Source organism: Streptomyces sp. NPDC001920, from assembly GCF_053594495.1.
On the sequence record NZ_JBSFEP010000021.1, the window covers coordinates 145,639 to 160,875 of the forward strand.

A 15,237-nucleotide genomic window follows, 5' to 3' on the forward strand; every position below is an offset into this window, starting at 1 on the left:
CATGCCGACCACCCTGTCCGACGCCCGGCGTGCCCGGCACATCGCCGCACAGGTGCCGGACCCCGAGCTGCCCATGCTCACCCTGGCCGACCTGGGCGTCCTGCGGGACGTCACGGCCACCGAGGACGGCACGGTCGTGGCGAGCCTGACGCCGACGTACTCCGGCTGCCCGGCCATGGCCGAGATGCGGGCGGACGTGGCCGCGCGGCTGCGGGACGCCGGATACGCGCGCGTGGAGATCCGCACGGTCCTCGACCCGCCCTGGACCAGCGACTGGATCACCCCGGCCGGCCGCCGCAAGCTCGCCCAGCACGGCATCGCCCCGCCCGGCCCCGCGCCCCGCGGCGGCGGCCCGGTTCCGCTCGTGCTGTCACCCACCCGGCACGCGGTGAGCTGTCCGCGCTGCGGCTCGGCGGACACCGAGGAGACCTCCCGCTTCGCCGCCACCTCCTGCAAGGCGCTGTGGCGCTGCCGCGCCTGCCGCGAGCCGTTCGAGTACGTCAAGGAGATCTGAATGGAAGGCCTGAGGGAAGCACGGACGGCCGCCGCGGTGCCCCCGCGCACCCGCCGCCGTCCGGCCTTCCACACCCTGCGCGTCGCCGCCGTGCAGCCCCTGTGCGCGGACGCGGTCACCGTGAGCTTCGACATCCCCGCGGAGCTGACCGAGGAGTTCGCCTTCGCACCCGGGCAGTCCCTGACACTGCGGCGCGAGATCGACGGACGCGACGAGCGCCGCTCGTACTCGATCTGCTCGCCGGTCGGGACGAGCCCGCGCATCGGCGTACGGGTCGTGCCCGGCGGCATCTTCTCGTCCTGGCTGGTCAGCGACGTACGCCCCGGCGACATGGTCGAGGTGATGGCCCCGACCGGCGCCTTCACCCCCGACCTCACGGCCCCCGGCCACCACGTGCTGATCGCGGCGGGCTCCGGCATCACACCCATGATGTCCATCGCCGAGTCCGTCCTGGCCGCCGACTCCCGCTCGACGGTCACCCTCTTCTACGGCAACCGCCGCACCGACACGGTGATGTTCGCCGACGAGCTCGCCGACCTGAAGGACCTCCACCCGAGCCGCTTCCAGCTCGCCCACGTCCTCTCCCGCGAGCCGCGCGAGGCCGAGGTGCTCTCCGGACGCATCGACGCCGACCGGCTGTCCACGCTGATCGACGCGCTGGTCGACGTACGCACCGCCGACCACTGGTGGCTGTGCGGCCCGCACGGCATGGTCCGGGACGCTCAGCGGGTTCTCGGCGGCCTCGGCGTCCCCGACGAGCGGGTGCACCAGGAGCTGTTCTACGCCGACGACGAGCCGGTACGCGAGACGCACCACGAGGAGAGCGGGCCCCGAGGACCCGTCAGCGAGGTCACCATCACCCTGGACGGCCGGTCCACCACCGCAGCCCTGCCCAGGGAGCGGACCATCCTGGACGGGGCCCAACGCACCCGCCCCGACCTGCCGTTCGCCTGCAAGGGCGGCGTCTGCGGCACCTGCCGGGCCCTGGTCACCGACGGCAAGGCGGACATGCGGCGCAACTTCGCGCTGGAGCCGGGGGAAGTGGACGCCGGCTACGTCCTCACCTGCCAGTCGTACCCGGTGTCGGAGACGCTGACGGTGGACTACGACAGCTGAGCCGCCGAAAGCTTGAGTGGCGAGGAGAGCGAAAGGACTATTTCAAGAAGGAGTTGAGAAGGAAGTCCCTTCATGGCCTCGCCACGGCCGACTCTAACAGTCACGCGGGGATCAGGTCGCGCAGATTTTCGGGGACGACGATCCGCGACCCCGGGTGCAACCCGTCGGGCCGCTGAAGGCCGATGTAGGTGACGGGACCCTCCGGAACCGTCTCACCGTCCCACAGGGTCGTCGTCGTGGCGTCCATCAGGCCCGTCAGATAGCGCACGGTCAGCTGCTCGCGCTCCACGATGCCGCGCAGCAGCGTCGCCACCGACACCTGGTTCGCCTCGACCCGGTTGGCGGCGGGAGCACCCTTCAGATACAGGTGCAGCCACTTGGCGTGCCACCGGCCGTCGGCAGCGCGCCGGAACGCCAGCGGCAGCGCGACCCGGCCCGGACCGCGCAGGGCGGACTTCATCCGGACGGTACGCGGCTCGAAGGGCCGGCCCCGCTGCTCCGCCTCGCGCAGCATGAACCCGAAGAACGACTCCTCGACCTCCTCGAACCCCTCCCCGGCGAAGATGTTGACCTGCGGGACGACGAACTCGCCGCGCACCGCGCCGAGGCGCAGGTCGATGAACTCCGAGGCACCGCAGGGCGCCTCGGTGATGTCACCGGAATGCTCGCCTTCGAGATCCTTGAGGTTGGTGTACGCCAGCCAGCACACCGTCGCGTAGTCGGCGTCCAGCATCAGCGCCGACAGGTCGTAGTCGGTGCGCTTCCCGGACTGCTTCCAGTACACGAAGAAGCGCAGCAGCTCGCCGTCCACGGGCGACACCGAACCGCGGGGCAGCACGCCGAGCCCGGCCGGTGCCGTCCGGCCGCTGAGCGGCAGCGCGACGTCCAGGACGTCCGGGTCGATCAGCAGATGGCCCGGGTCGGGCAGCCGGCGCCGTATCTCCGCGTCGACCGCGGCGATCAGGCGCTCCCGCTCCGGCGGCAGCACCGGCGGACGCTCGTCCTCGGTGACCCAGGCGCGGCCGAGCCGGTTCACGAACACGCGGGGCTCGCCCGTCTCCTGGGCACGGTTGGCGAGGTGTTCGCGCACCGCCAGCAGGACCCGGCCGGAGACGTCTGCCACGACCTCCTCGGCGGCGGCCGTGACGCCGTCGCGCTCCTCCTGGTCCAGTGCCATGCGCAGCAGCCGGTCCAGACAGCGGAACAACTTGCCCGGCGCCGACTTCAGGAGCTTCGCCGCGCCCATGACGTCGTGCCTCCCGAGCAGCTCCTCGACCACACTGTCGAAGGAACGTGCCTGCTTCTCGCCGCGCGCGACGGCGAACACGTCGGCGGCGTGCGGCCACTGCGGGTACTCGTGCGGGTGCAGCCGCTCGCCGAGCCGCTTGAAGTCCTCGCGATGGGCGTGGACGTCCGCCAGCTTGGCGGGTGCAGCGGCGACGACCGCGTCCAGACCCGCCAGCAGAGCGCGGCGCACCGGACGGGACAGCCCCCGGAACCGGGTCGCCTCCACCAGGGTCACATCACCACCCGACACCGCGCATGCCAGCCGCAGCACATCCGTGACCGTGTCCAGCAGCAGCTCCGAACCGGTCCGCAGCCGAGCCCGGTTGAGGACCGCGCGGTTCTCCCGGACCGGTATCTCCGCGGGCTGCGGCCCGTCGGCACAGGCCTCGGCGAGCGCCTCCAGGTCACGCAGGGCGTCCTCACCGAGCGGCGTGCCGCTGCCCGCCAACGCCAGGTAGAGGCCGGTGACCTCGTCCTGCGCTTCGCCGCCCAGGTGCAGCACCGTCATCCGGTCGCCCGCCGCAGCGATCAGTTCCTCGTGGTGGTCGAGCATCTGGGCGTACGTGTGCTGGTAGCGGCCGTACGGCGGCAGGGTGAGCAGGTCGACGACGCCCGTGCTCAACTGCTCCAGCACGCTCGGCCGGGTCGCGTCGTCGGCGAGCGCCTCGGCGATGCACCGCGTCCAGAACTCGTACGTGTCCAGCACGTTGGCCGGGAAGTCGATGAAGTACGCGTTGTGCTGCACGTGATCGCCGACCATCTCGCGGACCGTGCGCAGCGTCCTTGTGGCGGTGCCGACGACCGTGCCCTCGGCGAGCCCCGACAGGTGCGCCAGCAGCCGCGCCGAGAGCTTGAAGCCCACCGACATCAGCGCGGCGTCGAACTGCCGTGCCGCGACGGCGCCGTCACCGGCGGGTCCGCTAGGGGCGGGGAGGCGGTGGGCATGCCGGACGACCAGGGGTTCCAGACGGTGGACCATGCCGGGATGATCCCAGAGCGCGACGCGTGGACGCATGCCCATTTCCGCCCCGAGACCAGGCGTTCGTCATCGGCCGCACTCCCGCGAGGCGCGGAACTTCGGCCCGTTCACGCTCCTGGAACCGATTCCGCGACGGCCCGGCACGCACCGAACCGTTCGCGGGCGGCCCGCGCCGGCAGCGGAACCTGCTGACGCGGACCCGGTGAGGACGGGCTCAGGCGCTTCGGTCCGCGCGCTGCGCGTCCCGCTCCTTGAGGCGGTTCGCCTCCTTGCGGACCTCGGCCTGGGTGGCACGCTCCTTCTGCAGCCACTCGGGCTGCTGCGCCTTCAGCGTCTCGATCTGCTCGGTGGTGAGCGGTTCCGTGACGCCGCCGCGGGCCAGACCCGCGATCGACACGCCCAGCTTCTGCGCGACGACCGGCCGCGGATGCGGACCGTTGCGCCGCAGCTCCCGCAGCCACTCCGGCGGGTCCGCCTGCAGCGCGCTCAGCTCGGCACGCGAGACCACACCCTCACGGAACTCGGCGGGGGTGGCCTCGAGGTACACACCCAGCTTCTTCGCCGCGGTGGCGGGCTTCATGGTCTGGGTGCTCTGGTGCGACGTCATGCCGTCCAGGGTAACGACTGCACCGATCCGCCCGCCGGTCCGCCCCCGCGGCGAAACCGCAGGCCCGCGCGCCGAGCGTAGTCCTACGCCTTGTCCGTGCCCCATCAGGCGCACTGCCTGGCCGGGGCCGACGTGCCGCGCGCGCCGATCCTCACGAAGAGAGCGGGGGCCGGGGGGCGCCTGCCGTCTCGTTCACCGCTGCGCACCGGGCGCACCCTGCCCACCACGACCGCAACCGCGGGCGCGGCGACCACGGCCGGTAGCCTGGCCTGGTGACAGGCTCGGAAGTACCCCCGTCGTCCCCGGAAGCAGCCCCTCCAGCCCCGGCGGCACCCCCGTCCTTCCGGCTTGCCTACGTCCCGGGGGTGACCCCGTCGAAGTGGGCGCGGATCTGGGACGAACGCTATCCCGACGTCCCCGTCACGCTTGTGCCGGTGACCGCGGCCGAGGTGCCGGACATGCTCCGTGCCGGTGACGCCGACGCCGGTTTCGTACGGCTGCCGGTCGACCGTACGGTCTTCAGCGCGATCCCCCTCTACACCGAGACCACGGTCGTCGTCGTCCCCAAGGACCACGTCGTCGCGGCCGTCGACGAGGTGACCGTCGAGGACCTGGCCGACGAGGTCGTCTTCCACCCCCTCGACGACGTCCTCGGCTGGGAGCGGCCCCCGGGGCAGCCCGCCTTCGAGCGTCCCGCGACCACCGCGGACGCCGTCGAACTCGTCGCCGCGGGAGTCGGCCTGCTGGTCGTGCCGCAGTCGCTGGCGCGGCTGCACCACCGCAAGGACCTCACCTACCGGCCGCTGGTCGACGCCCCCCAGTCGAGCGTCGCGCTGTCCTGGCCGGAGGAGGCGACCACCGACCTGGTCGAGGACTTCATCGGCGTCGTCCGCGGCCGCACGGTCAACAGCACCCGGGGCCGCACCCCGTCCCAGCCCCAGGCCGCGGCGGAGCAGCCCAAGCGCAGACGACCCGAGGGCGGAGGCAGCCCGCGCCGGCAGTCCGGAACCGGTCGCGGCCAACGCGGCGGCTCCGGCGGCGCCAAGGGCGGGCAGGGAGCGAAGGGCGCGAAGGGCGTACGGCGGGGCAAGCCCCGCCGCCGGTCGTAGCGGCCGGCCGCCCCGGCCCGCGGTCGCCCACGCAACCACGGTGGACGGCAACACGCGACGACACCAGCACAACAGGCGACCTCAGCGCACCCTTGCCGCTGAACGTCACCCCCGGCCCATGTCTCGTCCAGAGGAGTAGGGGGCCTCGTACGGGGCGGCGGGGGTGGGGAGCGTCAGCGGGGCGACGCCGAACGCACGAGCCAGTCGTACGCGCCCCGTGCCGTGAACTCGGCCTGTCCGCCCGGCAGCAGCAGACCGGCCGTCGCGAACTCCGCGGCGTCCGCCTGCGCGGCCACGTAGGGGACCGCGATGCACCGCATCCCCGCCGCGTGCGCTGCGGCGGCGCCCGGGGCCGCGTCCTCCACGACCACGCAGTCGCCGGGTGCCGCGCCGAGCCGACGGGCCGCCTCCAGGAAGATGTCGGGAGCCGGCTTGCCGCGCTCGACCTCCTCGGCCGAGACGACGGTGCGCAGGTGGCCGTCCAGGCCCGTACCGGCGAGGATCGCCGCGATGGCCTCGCGCGACGAACCCGACGCCACGGCCATCGGTACGGCCTCCGAGGCCAGCAGCTCCACGAACGCGCGCATCTCGGGGTACGCGCGCGTACCGGCGCGGGCCAGTTCCAGATAGCGGCGGTTCTTGGCGGCGAGCAGTTCGCCGACGGAGGCCCGCAGGGCGTAATCCCGCTTCCAGGCCGTCACCGTCTCCAGCGTGCTGATGCCCACGTACCGCTCGTGATCCGTCCATGCGAAGTCGGGGACCCCGTGTTCGGCGAGGACCTGGCGGCCGGCCTCGAAGTAGTTGGGCTCGCTGTCCACGAGCGTGCCGTCGAGATCGAAGATGACCGAGATGCCGCCGAGACCGCTCATGGCCCCAGCATGTCAAAGGTCATCTCCGTGCCGCCGCCCGCCCGAGCGACTCCACCAGCGGCAGCAGCCGGTGCGGGACGCGTTCACGCAGGGCCACCTCGGTACGGGTGCGGACCACGCCGGGGAGGCTGATCAGCTTCTGGATCACATCCTCCAGGTGGGCGTTGTCGCGGGCCACCACGCGGGTCAGCAGATCCCCGCCACCCGTGATCGAGAAGGCCTCGACGATCTCCGGTACGGCGGCCAGCGCGTCGCCGACGTCGTCGAGATGGCCCTGGGTGACCTCGATGTGCACGAAAGCCAGCACGGGATGGCCGAGGGCGGCGGGGGAGAGGGCGGGGCCCGTGCCGGTGATCACACCGTCCCGTTCCAGCCGGTCCAGCCTGGCCTGCAGGGTGCCGCGTGCGACACCGAGGATGCGGGCGTACTCCCGCACGCTGGTACGGGGCCGCTCCAGCAGCAGTCGCAGGATGCGGGTGTCGAGCTCGTCCACGGCCATGCCGCCCGGTCTCCTCGTCCGTTGGCTCTCCTGTGACCGCCTTGAGGCGGCCCGTGCTGTACCAATGGACCAGTGTAGAAGGAGCCGCTTGAGCCAGTGGCGGTGGTGATGCTGATATGGAGGCGTCGATGGCGCTGCGGACCCCGCGGCGCCTTTTTCATGTCGGTTTCCAGCCAGAGTGCGAGGGGGCGGTAAGCGGTGCTGAAGAGGGTGTTCATGGCTCCGGATCCGGGGCGGACGCGGCTGCGGTTCGCCCTGCGGGCCGTCCTCGGCATCGGCGCGGCGGTCGCGGTCTGCGGCCTCGCCGGGCACTCCCTCGTGGGCGCCGTCACCGGTGGCCTCGCCGCGCTGCTCGCCCTGTTCACCGTCACCGACGCCACGGTCCGCGGGCAGGCGGTCACCACCGCGCTGCTGCCGCTCGTCGGCCTCCCCGTCCTCGCGGCGGCGGCCGAGCTGCACGACCACCCGGTCGCCCGCGACCTCACCTTCCTCGCCGTCGTCGGGGCCGGCGTGTACGCCCGCCGCTGGGGGCCGCGCGGGCACAGCCTCGGTGTGTTCGCGTTCATGACCTTCTTCGTGGCGCAGTTCCTGCAGGCGACCCCGGGGCAGCTCCCCGAGCTCTACGCCGCCGTCCTGCTGTCCCTGCTCACCGCTGCCGCGGTGCGCTTCGGGCTGTGGTGCTACGAGCGCCGCACGCCCCCCGCACCCGTGCCCGCACCGCCGGGCGGCAGCGGCCTCGCCCGGGTCACCACGCGCCAGGCCGTCCAGGCCACCGCCGGTGCGGGCTTCGCCCTGGTGGTGGGGCAGCTGGTGTCGGGGCAGCGCTGGTACTGGGCCGTCGGCGCCACGTGGTGGATCTTCGTCAACACCACCTCGCGCGGCGAGACCCTGGTCCGCGGCTTCCGCCGGGTCCTCGGCACGGTGATCGGCATCGGACTCGGCCTGCTCGTCGCCGTCCCCCTGCAGGGGGCCGGCCTCCCGACGGCCGCGCTCCTGACCCTCTGTGTCTTCGGCATCTTCTACACGGCGGCCGTCTCGTACACCTGGATGATGCTGTGCGTCACGGTGCTCGCCGAGCTTCTCTACGGCCTCCTCGGCGTCCTCGACCCCGCCCTGCTGGCACTGCGGCTGGCCGAGACCGGTGTCGGGGCGCTCGGCGCCGTGCTCGCGGTGCTGTTCGTGCTGCCCGTCACCACCCATGCCATCACCGACGCCTGGATCCAGCGGGCCCTGCGCTGTGTCCACGCGGCCACCGCCGAGGCCGCCGCCCGCCTCGCCGGCGACGGCACCGCCGACCCGGCCGCGCGCGTGGCCGAGCTGGAGCAGTTGCTCGGCCGGGTACGGCTTTCCGTCGCCCCGCTCGTCCACCCGCTGAACCCCATGCCGGCCCGCAAGCGCCGGGCCCGTCGTGTGCTGGCCCTGCTCGACGACTGCGCCCGGGAGATCCGCGGCCTGGTCGCCGTCGCCGCCGACCCGGAGGCCTCGCACGACGCCCGCCTGGCCGCCGCGTGCTGGCGCGTCGAGGCCGCCGTCGAGGCGCTGACCGGCGGCACGGACGTCACCGTCCCCACGGACCGGCCGACCGCGTCGCACCCCGCCCTCGCCCACCTGCACGGCCTGGAACGGGCCTTGGCCGAACTGGCCCACCCCCTGCGCACGCCGACCCGATCGCCCCTGGTCGGCGTGGGGGAGTGAGGCCGCAGCCGGGCCCTCGCCGCCGGGACCGCGGCCGACGTGCCGGCTCCGCGTCCGGCGGGTGACCGCCCCCGGACGCCCAGGAGGGCGGTCGGTGACGACGGCGCTGCTGTCGCCTCTCGTGGGACAGTGCGCTCCGGCCCGGCCGCCGTGGGTAGCAGCCCGGCCGCCACCTCCAGGTGCGTCAGGGCGTGGAAGGCCCGGTGCCGCCGTCCAGCCCTCGCCCATGACCGGCAGGAAGGACACGGCCGGTACGGCGCCGGACGCGATCAGGCGCCGGTGCTCCCGCGGTGGGTGGCAAGTCCCGCTCCTGGCTCCCAGGTCAAGGAGCGAGCTGGTCGTCCGGGGACTTCAGTCACGTCCAGGTCTTTCGCGGCATGCGGACCGATCGGCGCGCGGCCCGCGCGTTGTCCTCCCAGGGACGGGGCCACGGAACTCTCCTCGGCCGACTTGGTCTAACGACTTGGTCTAGACCGATGGCCGTTCGCTGCTACCGTCACCGCCGACGGCACCCGACCGGAAGGGGACAGCGGTGGCAGACGCAGGCAGGCGGGGCACACGGGCCTACATCGGATCGTTCACGGCGGCCGGCGGCCGGGGCATCACCACGGCATCCGTGGCCCCGGGCAGTGGCGCGCTGACCGTACTCGGCAGCGTGGCCGGCGTACCCGACCCCGCGTACCTGGCCCTGTCGCCCGACGGCGACAGGCTCTACGCCGTCAGCGAGACGGCCGAGGGCACCGTGGCCGCGTACCGCTTGGGCGCGGACACGCCGGAGCTCGCGGGGCCGCCGGTGCCGGTGGGCGGCAGCGGGCCCGTGCACCTCAGCCTGTTCGACGGCCACGTCCTGACCGCCAACTACGGATCCGGCAGTGTCACCGCCGTCCCCGTCCGCCCCGACGGCACCCTGGCGGACGCCCCGTCGGCCGTCCTGCGGCACACCGGCTCCGGCCCGCACACGCCCCGCCAGCTCGGCCCGCACACCCATCAGGTGCTGCCCGCTCCAGGGGGCCGCTGGGCTGTCGGCGTCGACCTCGGCGCCGACTCGGTGCGGGTCTACACGTCGGCCGGGAACACCCTCGAAGTCCACCGCGAGATCGCCCTGCGGCCCGGCTCGGGCCCACGCCACCTCGCCTTCCACCCCTTCGCCCCGTACGCCTACGTCCTGAACGAACTCACCCCCACGGTCACCGTCTGCCACTGGGACGCCGACGACGGCACGCTGAAGCCCCTGGCCGAGACACCGGTGCTCCCGGGCCCCCCGGACGGCGACGCCTACCCGTCGGGGATCGTCGCCTCACCCGACGGCCGCTTCGTCCGGACCGCGATCCGCGGCGAGGACGTGCTGTCGACGTTCGCCGTCGAGGGCGAGGAACTGCGGCTGACGGGAACCGTCACCTGCGCCGGCCACTGGCCCCGCGCGATCACCGAGTCGGAAGGGTTCCTGTACGTCGCGAACGAGCGCTCCGGTGATGTGTCCTGGTTCGCCCTGGACCCGGACACCGGACTTCCGCGCTACGAGGGCTCGATCGAGGTCCCGGCCGCGTCCTGCGTGGTCATCGGCCCGGAGCCGGCCAGCAGGTGACCGAACGCCGAGGGGCCCGCTCCGGTGCGGAGCGGGCCCCTCGGCATTACGGCTGCGACGTGCGGGTCAGCGCACCGCAGAGCCCTGCGGCTGCTGCGGGGCGATGCCCAGAGCCGTCGTGTACTTGGACAGCGCGAGCTTGCCGATCGCCGGGTAGGGGCCGAGCGCCTCGGCGGCGGAGCAGCCGGCCTCCCGGGCGGCCTCCGCGATCAGGCTCGGGTCGATCTCCGGCCCTATCAGGTACGGCGCCAGCGCCAGCTGCTGCGAGCCGGAGGAGCGCAGCTGCTCGGCGACGGCCGTGATCGAGCCCTCCTGGTCCAGGGCCGCCGCCATCACCGGAACGGCCAGGCGGGCGGCGAGCAGCATGCCGGTGATCCCGGCCGCCTGAACGGCCTCCTCGCCGCCGACGGAGGCCAGGATGATGCCGTCCGCCGCGGTCGCCACGGTGAACAGCCGCGCGCGGTCGGCGCGGGCCAGACCGGCCTCCGACAGACGCACGTGCAGCGCCTCCGCGAGCAGCGGGTGCGGGCCCAGCACATCGGTCAGGTCGGCCGCGACCCGGCTGTCCATCACGGCCTGGCGGATGACGCGCAGCAGCGCGCTGTCCGGGCCGGCGAGCAGCGGCACCACGACGGCGACGGGACCCTCGGGCTCCTTGGCCTCCACACCCGCGGCGAGCGCCTGCTCATAGCGGGCGATGCGCTCCTCCGCGCCGCGCACCAGCACGGACTGGAGCGTGGGGAACTCCACGTCGTCGCCGTCGACGTACCCGATCCGGGCGTCGAGGCCTGGGAGCTCGGAGCGCGCGATGCTCACGACCTCCTCGGCGAGGCCGCGAGTGGCGGCGCTCGGCGTGCCCGGCACCGCGAGAACGAGCGCGGGCGCGCCCTCGGGAGCCGCCAGCGGCTCGGGTCGGCGGTGCCGCCCGGGCTGGCGGGGGCGCGGCATTCGTACTGGCAGGCCGGACGCGGGCCCAGTGGGGGAGCTCATGGCGCCGCATGTTACTGGTTTCTTGGGCTCCCCTGTTCGGGGAGGGTGCAGGTGAGCGGTATCCGTCCGGTTTTGTCTGATGAGTTACGTGCGGTTCAGAACCGATCAACGTATGGGGATCAGTCCGTTTTATCTGTCACCCGTTCGGGTCAGTACGCAAAGCAGTGCCTCGTCACCCGGCAGTGTCAGCGGTCCGGCCGCCAACTCGGTCGCGATGTCCACCGCCCCCGCCAGCGGGTCTCCGGAGGCGGGCACCCGTCGCGCCCGCGGCAGCAGCCCGGACAACTCTTCCTCCAAGGGCACGAGAAGAGGTGCGCCGATCTTGAACAGGCCACCGGTGAGCGCGACTTGGGGCTCACCCTCGGTGGGGCACACGGCGGCCACCGTCTCGGCCATGTGCCGAGCGGCGGCGCGCAGGATGCCCGCGGCGACCGGGTCGCTGTCGGCGCGGGCGGCCACATGGGGCGCGAAGGAGGCGAGGACGGCCGATCGGTCGGGACGGGGATAGAGCTTGCCGGGCAAGTCCCGCACCGGACCGAACACCTCCTCGGCGCGGGCCAGCAGCCCGGCCGACCCGCCGGGCCGCCCGTCGTGGGCCCGCAGCGCCGCCTCCAGCCCGGCCCGCCCGATCCAGGCTCCGCTGCCGCAGTCGCCGAGCAGATGCCCCCAGCCGTCCGCACGGCGCCAGCGCGTCAGATCGGTGCCCAGCGCCACCAGTCCCGTACCGGCGGCGAGCACGGCACCGGGACGGGACCCGAGAGCGCCGACATAGGCGGTGACGGCGTCGGCGGCCAGCGCGAGGCGGCCGACGCCGAACTCACGCTCCAGGGCCTGCGGCAGTTCGGCCCGCAGGGCATCACCCAGCGTGGCGAGTCCGGCGGCACCCACCGCCGCCGCACCAAGCCGGGCGACACCCGCCTCGGCCATCGACGCCCGCACCAGAGGCACCAGTTGCTCCATCAGATGCCCGGGATCGATGCCCCGCTCGCCGGTACGCACCGGCTCCGGGGACTCCCGCCGGGCAGCCACACCACGACCGACGGTGCCGACGGCCACCCGCAGGCCGGATCCTCCCGAGTCGACGGCGAGGAATCCGGGGGCCGTGTCCACCGGCCCCACGGCTGCTCCGGCCCCGGCCACCCGGCCCGGGACGCCGGTCATGGCAGGCGCCAGTCCACCGGCTGTCCTCCCTGCTGGATCAGCAGGTCGTTGGCCCGGCTGAAGGGGCGGGAACCGAAGAAGCCCCGGTCGGCGGACATGGGCGAGGGGTGGGCCGACTCCACCGACGGGAGGTTGCCGAGCAGCGGCCGCAGGTTGCGGGCGTCGCGGCCCCACAGGATGGACACCAGCGGCTTGCCGCGTCCCGCCAAGGCGCGTATGGCCTGTTCGGTGACCTCCTCCCAGCCCTTGCCGCGATGGGCGCCGGGCTTGCGCGGGGCCGTGGTGAGCGCCCTGTTGAGCAGCAGCACACCCTGGCGGGTCCATGGCGTCAGATCGCCGTTGGACGGCTGCGGCAGCCCGAGGTCGGTGTTCAGCTCACGGTAGATGTTGACGAGGCTGCCGGGCAGCGGGCGGACGTCCGGCGCGACGGAGAACGACAGGCCCACGGCATGCCCCGGGGTCGGATAGGGGTCCTGACCGACGATCAGGACCCTCACCTCGTCGAAGGGCTGCTGGAAAGCCCGCAGGACGTTCGCTCCGGCCGGTAGATAGGTGCGCCCCGCGGCGATCTCCGCACGCAGGAAGTCGCCCATCGCGGCGATCCGTTCGGCAACGGGTTCCAGGGCCTTCGCCCAGCCCGGTTCGACGATTTCATGCAAGGGTCGTGGTGGCACGGGCGTCACCCTACTGCCGTGTCGGCGGCTGCGATCCACCGGTGGCCGAGGCGGGCCCGTGAGCCGGGACGGCTCATCCGACCACCGCGGCCCTCACGCACAGCACGTCCGGCAGATGCGAGGCCAACTGCCGCCAGCTGTCGCCGTCGTCGGCCGACGCGAACACCTCGCCGTTGCGGTTGCCGAAGTACACGCCGGCCGGGTCCGCGTCGTCCGTGCACATCGCGTCACGCAGCACCGTGCCGTAGTGGTCGCCCTGGGGCAGTCCCGCCGACAGCGGCTCCCAGCTCTTGCCCGCGTCCGCCGTACGGAACACGCGGCACCGCCGGTCGGCGGGTACGCGGTCCGAGTCCGCGTTGATGGGAAAGACGTACGCCGTCTCGCCGCGGTGCGGGTGCGTGGCCGCCGCGAAGCCGAAGGTGGACGGCAGACCCTCACCGATGTCCGTCCAGTGCGCGCCCGCGTCGTCGCTGCGGTACACGCCCCAGTGGTTCTGGAGATAGAGACGGTCCAAAGTCACCGCGTCCTGCGCGATCTTGTGCACGCACTGGCCGAACTCCGGGTTCGGATCCGGCAGGAACACCGCCGAGACACCGGAGTTGGCGGGCTCCCAGCTCGCCCCGCCGTCGGTCGTCCGGAACACTCCGGCCGTCGAGACGGCGACCGTCACGGCGTGCGGGTCTCGCCTGTCGGTGACCACGGTGTGCAGTCCCTCACCGCCACCGCCCGGCACCCACTTGGAGCGCGTGGGATGCTCCCACAGGGGGCGTACCAGTTCGAAGGACTCCCCGCGGTCCTCGGAGCGGTACAGCGCGGCCGGTTCCGTGCCCGCGTAGACCACGTCCGGCTCCGCGGCCGCCGGGTGCAGCTGCCACACCCGCTCCAGGGAAGCCTCGGTGTCCTTGGGGAACTTGACGGCCGGCCGGGCGGGCTCGGTCCAGGTCCGGCCCAGGTCGTCGGAGTGGAACACCGACGGGCCCCAGTGCGCGCTGTCACCGCCGGCCAGCAGCCGCGGTCGCTCGCCCCGGGTGTCGATGGCGACCGAGTACACGGCCTGCGCGTTGAAGTAGGGGCTCTCGTCGAACTCCCAGGTGCCACCTCGCCTTCGCCCGATGAACAGTCCCTTGCGCGTGCCCACGGCGAGCAGTACCTCGGTCATGCCGATCACCTCCGCGACGTCCTTGTCCCAGACACCGGCCAGTCTGCACCCCGGCACTGACAGTCACCCCCGCAAAGGCTGGCGTCGCAGGTCAGCGCGGCGATGATGGACCGCTGCCGGGAGCCGCGAGGCGCTTTCCCCAAAACGCCCGCGGGGCCCGCAGGACGCGTGCCACCGTCGAGGCCGGGTAGATGCCGTGAGCATCCAGCGGCCGTCCGCCGTATGGGAGGGCGAGTCCATCCGGCAGGTTCGTGCGCTCATGAGGAGGAAGCCTTCGATGGCGTTCCGAGGTCCGAAGGTGTGGCTGTGGCGGTGGCGGCGCAACCCGCTCAAGCGCCGGGCCGATGCGGTGGAGGCCTGGGTGCTGCTCGCCGCGTGGGCGCTCACCCTCCTCACCGGGGTGTTCACCGGCCTCGCGACGGCCGGCACGGTGGAACGGGGGATGGCCCGGGAGCGCGTCGAGTGGCGGCCCGTCGTCGCCCTGCTCAGCGAGCAGGCGCCGGGCACCTCGCGGCCCGGCACGCCGAGCGGCGCGAGCGTGTGGGGGAAGGTCCGCTGGAGCACGCCCGACGGCGCCTCGCGCACCGGCCAGGCCCGAGTCCGGCCCGGTAGTGGCGTCGGCACACCGGTCACCGTCTGGACGGATGCCCAGGGCCGCCTCGTGACCAGGCCCGCCACCGAGTCGGAGGCCCGTTCACGCGCCGCCCTGGTCGGTGGCCTGGTCGGCGTGTTCGCGGCGTCCGTGCCCTTCGTCGGCGGCCGGGCCCTGCGCAGCCGCCTGGAGAGCCGCCGTATCGACCGGTGGGGCTACGAGTGGGCGCGGTTCGGACCGCTGTGGGGTGGGCGCACCCCGGGGTGACGGGTGTGAGGGGGCGGGGGGGGGGGGGCCCGCCCGCCGCGGGGGTCCCCCGGCCCCACCCCCCCCGCCCCACCGGCGCCCCGGCGCTGATTCGGCCAGCGGCGCAGGAGCATGACGGGGATCGTTCCCCTGGT

At 73.5% G+C, this 15,237-nt stretch carries 14 protein-coding genes; 6 read left to right on the forward strand and 8 right to left on the reverse strand.

Annotation, left to right across the window (positions count from 1 at the left end; genetic code table 11):
- Position 1: 1 nt before the first annotated feature.
- Positions 2-514, forward strand: a complete 513-nt coding sequence (gene paaD, locus ACWCPI_RS31125) for a 1,2-phenylacetyl-CoA epoxidase subunit PaaD (RefSeq protein ID WP_451041282.1) — start codon at positions 2-4, stop codon at positions 512-514.
- Positions 515-1,630 carry a 1,2-phenylacetyl-CoA epoxidase subunit PaaE gene (gene paaE, locus ACWCPI_RS31130; RefSeq protein WP_451041283.1) on the forward strand — a complete coding sequence of 372 codons (1,116 nt, stop codon included), beginning with the start codon at positions 515-517 and terminating at the stop codon, positions 1,628-1,630.
- A 100-nt stretch (positions 1,631-1,730) separates the two neighbouring features.
- Here the strand turns inward: paaE and ACWCPI_RS31135 are convergent, their stop codons facing one another.
- Both ACWCPI_RS31135 and ACWCPI_RS31140 read right to left on the reverse strand, forming a co-directional pair.
- Positions 1,731-3,896, reverse strand: a complete 2,166-nt coding sequence (locus ACWCPI_RS31135; RefSeq protein WP_451041284.1) for a hypothetical protein — start codon at positions 3,894-3,896, stop codon at positions 1,731-1,733.
- A gap of 214 nt (positions 3,897-4,110) precedes the next feature.
- Positions 4,111-4,503: a DUF5997 family protein gene (locus ACWCPI_RS31140; RefSeq protein ID WP_451041285.1), complete on the reverse strand. Its 393-nt coding sequence runs from the start codon at positions 4,501-4,503 to the stop codon at positions 4,111-4,113.
- A gap of 365 nt (positions 4,504-4,868) precedes the next feature.
- Here ACWCPI_RS31140 and ACWCPI_RS31145 point away from each other — a divergent pair, with 365 nt between their 5' ends.
- On the forward strand, positions 4,869-5,612 hold the full coding sequence (locus ACWCPI_RS31145) for a LysR substrate-binding domain-containing protein (RefSeq protein ID WP_451041286.1): 744 nt from the start codon (positions 4,869-4,871) through the stop codon (positions 5,610-5,612).
- A gap of 173 nt (positions 5,613-5,785) precedes the next feature.
- On the opposite strand, the gene ACWCPI_RS31150 is transcribed toward ACWCPI_RS31145, so the two are convergent.
- On the reverse strand, positions 5,786-6,481 hold the full coding sequence (locus tag ACWCPI_RS31150; protein WP_451041287.1) for an HAD family hydrolase: 696 nt from the start codon (positions 6,479-6,481) through the stop codon (positions 5,786-5,788).
- 19 nt (positions 6,482-6,500) lie between these two features.
- Positions 6,501-6,980: an Lrp/AsnC family transcriptional regulator gene (locus tag ACWCPI_RS31155; RefSeq protein ID WP_451041288.1), complete on the reverse strand. Its 480-nt coding sequence runs from the start codon at positions 6,978-6,980 to the stop codon at positions 6,501-6,503.
- A gap of 198 nt (positions 6,981-7,178) precedes the next feature.
- Here ACWCPI_RS31155 and ACWCPI_RS31160 point away from each other — a divergent pair, with 198 nt between their 5' ends.
- Together ACWCPI_RS31160 and ACWCPI_RS31165 are read left to right on the forward strand one after the other, a co-directional pair.
- Positions 7,179-8,675: an FUSC family protein gene (locus ACWCPI_RS31160; RefSeq protein ID WP_451041289.1), complete on the forward strand. Its 1,497-nt coding sequence runs from the start codon at positions 7,179-7,181 to the stop codon at positions 8,673-8,675.
- A gap of 532 nt (positions 8,676-9,207) precedes the next feature.
- Positions 9,208-10,260 (forward strand): lactonase family protein, encoded by a 1,053-nt coding sequence (locus ACWCPI_RS31165; protein WP_451041290.1) that lies wholly within the window; start codon positions 9,208-9,210, stop codon positions 10,258-10,260.
- Between the two features lie 66 nt (positions 10,261-10,326).
- Here ACWCPI_RS31165 and ACWCPI_RS31170 read toward each other — a convergent pair whose 3' ends face one another.
- From ACWCPI_RS31170 to ACWCPI_RS31185, 4 genes are all read right to left on the reverse strand, one after another.
- Positions 10,327-11,250 (reverse strand): sirohydrochlorin chelatase, encoded by a 924-nt coding sequence (locus tag ACWCPI_RS31170; protein ID WP_451041291.1) that lies wholly within the window; start codon positions 11,248-11,250, stop codon positions 10,327-10,329.
- A gap of 129 nt (positions 11,251-11,379) precedes the next feature.
- Positions 11,380-12,411, reverse strand: a complete 1,032-nt coding sequence (locus ACWCPI_RS31175) for an N-acetylglucosamine kinase (RefSeq protein ID WP_451041292.1) — start codon at positions 12,409-12,411, stop codon at positions 11,380-11,382.
- Positions 12,408-13,085, reverse strand: coding sequence for a uracil-DNA glycosylase (locus ACWCPI_RS31180; protein ID WP_451041293.1), 678 nt, complete (start codon positions 13,083-13,085; stop codon positions 12,408-12,410). Before ACWCPI_RS31180 ends, ACWCPI_RS31175 begins: the two co-directional genes overlap by 4 nt.
- Before the next feature lie 73 nt (positions 13,086-13,158).
- Positions 13,159-14,301: a WD40/YVTN/BNR-like repeat-containing protein gene (locus ACWCPI_RS31185; RefSeq protein ID WP_451041294.1), complete on the reverse strand. Its 1,143-nt coding sequence runs from the start codon at positions 14,299-14,301 to the stop codon at positions 13,159-13,161.
- Between the two features lie 220 nt (positions 14,302-14,521).
- Here ACWCPI_RS31185 and ACWCPI_RS31190 point away from each other — a divergent pair, with 220 nt between their 5' ends.
- Entirely contained in the window at positions 14,522-15,103 is a 582-nt protein-coding gene (locus ACWCPI_RS31190; RefSeq protein WP_451041295.1) for an Rv1733c family protein, read from the forward strand.
- Positions 15,104-15,237: the final 134 nt, after the last annotated feature.

Excerpts from the sequence above, each read along its gene's own strand:
- paaD (WP_451041282.1), top strand. The coding sequence starts at position 2 with ATGCCGACCACCCTGTCCGACGCCCGGCGTGCCCGGCACATCGCCGCA.
- paaE (WP_451041283.1), top strand. The coding sequence starts at position 515 with ATGGAAGGCCTGAGGGAAGCACGGACGGCCGCCGCGGTGCCCCCGCGC.
- ACWCPI_RS31135 (WP_451041284.1), bottom strand. The coding sequence starts at position 3,896 with ATGGTCCACCGTCTGGAACCCCTGGTCGTCCGGCATGCCCACCGCCTC.
- ACWCPI_RS31140 (WP_451041285.1), bottom strand. The coding sequence starts at position 4,503 with ATGACGTCGCACCAGAGCACCCAGACCATGAAGCCCGCCACCGCGGCG.
- ACWCPI_RS31150 (WP_451041287.1), bottom strand. The coding sequence starts at position 6,481 with ATGAGCGGTCTCGGCGGCATCTCGGTCATCTTCGATCTCGACGGCACG.
- ACWCPI_RS31155 (WP_451041288.1), bottom strand. The coding sequence starts at position 6,980 with ATGGCCGTGGACGAGCTCGACACCCGCATCCTGCGACTGCTGCTGGAG.
- ACWCPI_RS31170 (WP_451041291.1), bottom strand. The coding sequence starts at position 11,250 with ATGAGCTCCCCCACTGGGCCCGCGTCCGGCCTGCCAGTACGAATGCCG.
- ACWCPI_RS31175 (WP_451041292.1), bottom strand. The coding sequence starts at position 12,411 with ATGACCGGCGTCCCGGGCCGGGTGGCCGGGGCCGGAGCAGCCGTGGGG.
- ACWCPI_RS31190 (WP_451041295.1), top strand. The coding sequence starts at position 14,522 with ATGGCGTTCCGAGGTCCGAAGGTGTGGCTGTGGCGGTGGCGGCGCAAC.